At 58.0% G+C, this 1,604-nt stretch carries 1 protein-coding gene; it reads right to left on the bottom strand.

Translation table 11 applies throughout. From position 1 onward, the window contains the following. A partial coding sequence (locus YO9_RS0113565) for a GntP family permease (RefSeq protein ID WP_262925698.1) occupies nucleotides 1–1,274 on the bottom strand: 1,274 nt, incomplete at its 3' end. Nucleotides 1,275–1,604 lie beyond the last annotated feature (330 nt).

Raw genomic sequence — 1,604 nt, 5'->3', positions numbered from 1 at the left:
TAACCGTGCAGCAGTCCCATCCAGAAAGTGTTGTCCGTGACGTGGGCGCCGAATGCCGCACCCGTACCTGCGGCCAGCAGAATCAGGATCGGAGGGGCATCGATGGATCCCATGATCGGGGCCAGCAGGGTCGCTGCAGTGATTGCCGCTACAGATGCAGAACCCTGTGCGATGCGCAAGACGGCGGCCACGGTCCAGGTCAAGAGCACCGGAATCGTTGCGTTCGCCTGGAACAGCTGCGCCATCATGTCGCCGATTCCCACTTCGGTGATGACCTGCCCCAAGGATCCCGCGACACCCGTGAAGAGAAGAATCGATCCTGATGTCTGGGCACCCCGTGTGAGGAGGTCATCGATACCGTCACGAGTTACAGCGGGAACCGCGAGAACGATGCCGATCAGCAGGCCGATAAGGAGCGCAACCACGGGGCTTCCGAGGAAGCCAAGAACGGCAAGTTCCTGGCCCAAAATGCCCGTCACCGTATCCAAGATGATGAGGACGATGGGCACGATCACCGGCAGCATCGCGACGAAAAGCGGGAACTGACGGGTCGACGTGGTCACGATGGTGGGGCCCGATGATGAACCAGCAACTTCGGTGGTACCCACCGTGGTGCCGCCATGTTCCCGCCACGACTCGAGGCGCTCACGTTCCTCTTCAACGGATTCACCGAAAATCGAATCGTCGAACCCCTGATCCCTATCAGTCGCAGGGTTGAAGAACTTCCGCATGAGCAGATCGTGAACAAAGATGCTGGAAATAATGAAAAAGATTCCCAGGGGAATGCCCCAGATCAGCATGGTTCCGATGTCCACACCGAGCGGTCCTGCAACGGCGATCGCGGCCACACCGGGTACAACAATCAGCAAACCGACTTCCAGGCCGATGGCAAGTGAACCTGCAAGAGTCGCGATGCTCTTCCCAGTGCGCTTGGCAATTGCACCTGCGATGGGTGCCAAGATCACCAGCGCGACATCAAAGTAGATGGACGGAAAGATGATTCCCGAGGTCAGCCCCAGAACATACGGTGACTTCTTGGGACCAACGATCTTGAGCAACCCATCGACGACACGTTGCATGGTGCCCGTCGCTGACAAGGTCGTTCCGATCATCACACCGAACCCAATGATCAGACCTACTTCGGCCATGAGGTTACCGAAACCAACGTTGACTGCCGCCACGGAGGCATCAAAGCCCAAACCTGCGGCCACTCCCAGATAGAGCGCGCCGACGACCAGCGCCACAACGGGATTGATTTTCGCCCAGACGATCATCAGGACGATTCCGATGACCGCGATGGCGAGATGGACCAGGACGAGAGTGTCCATGTCTTCTCCAATATGGGTAGCGCCGGATCATCCGGCGAGCGGAATGCTGCGAGGCGAAGACGACTGTCATCGAGCTCCTCATAGGAACGCCCGATACAGGGTCGAGTCACTCGTCCCGACAAACTGCAGACCCAAACAAGAGTCTTTGACGCCACGTCTGGAACCCATTTGGTCTCATACCTGAGTTCCCGAGTGACTGCCACCCTGTCGTCGCCGACTTGTGCTCGGTGGAGTGCCCTTCCAAGCAGTTGAATCGTTCAGTTGACTGTTAACAGT

The organism is Kocuria atrinae C3-8 (assembly GCF_000286355.1).
Lineage (GTDB): Bacteria > Actinomycetota > Actinomycetes > Actinomycetales > Micrococcaceae > Kocuria > Kocuria atrinae_A.
The sequence above is the reverse complement of the archived record's forward strand: the minus strand, read 5'-3'. Positions and strand labels throughout refer to the sequence as shown.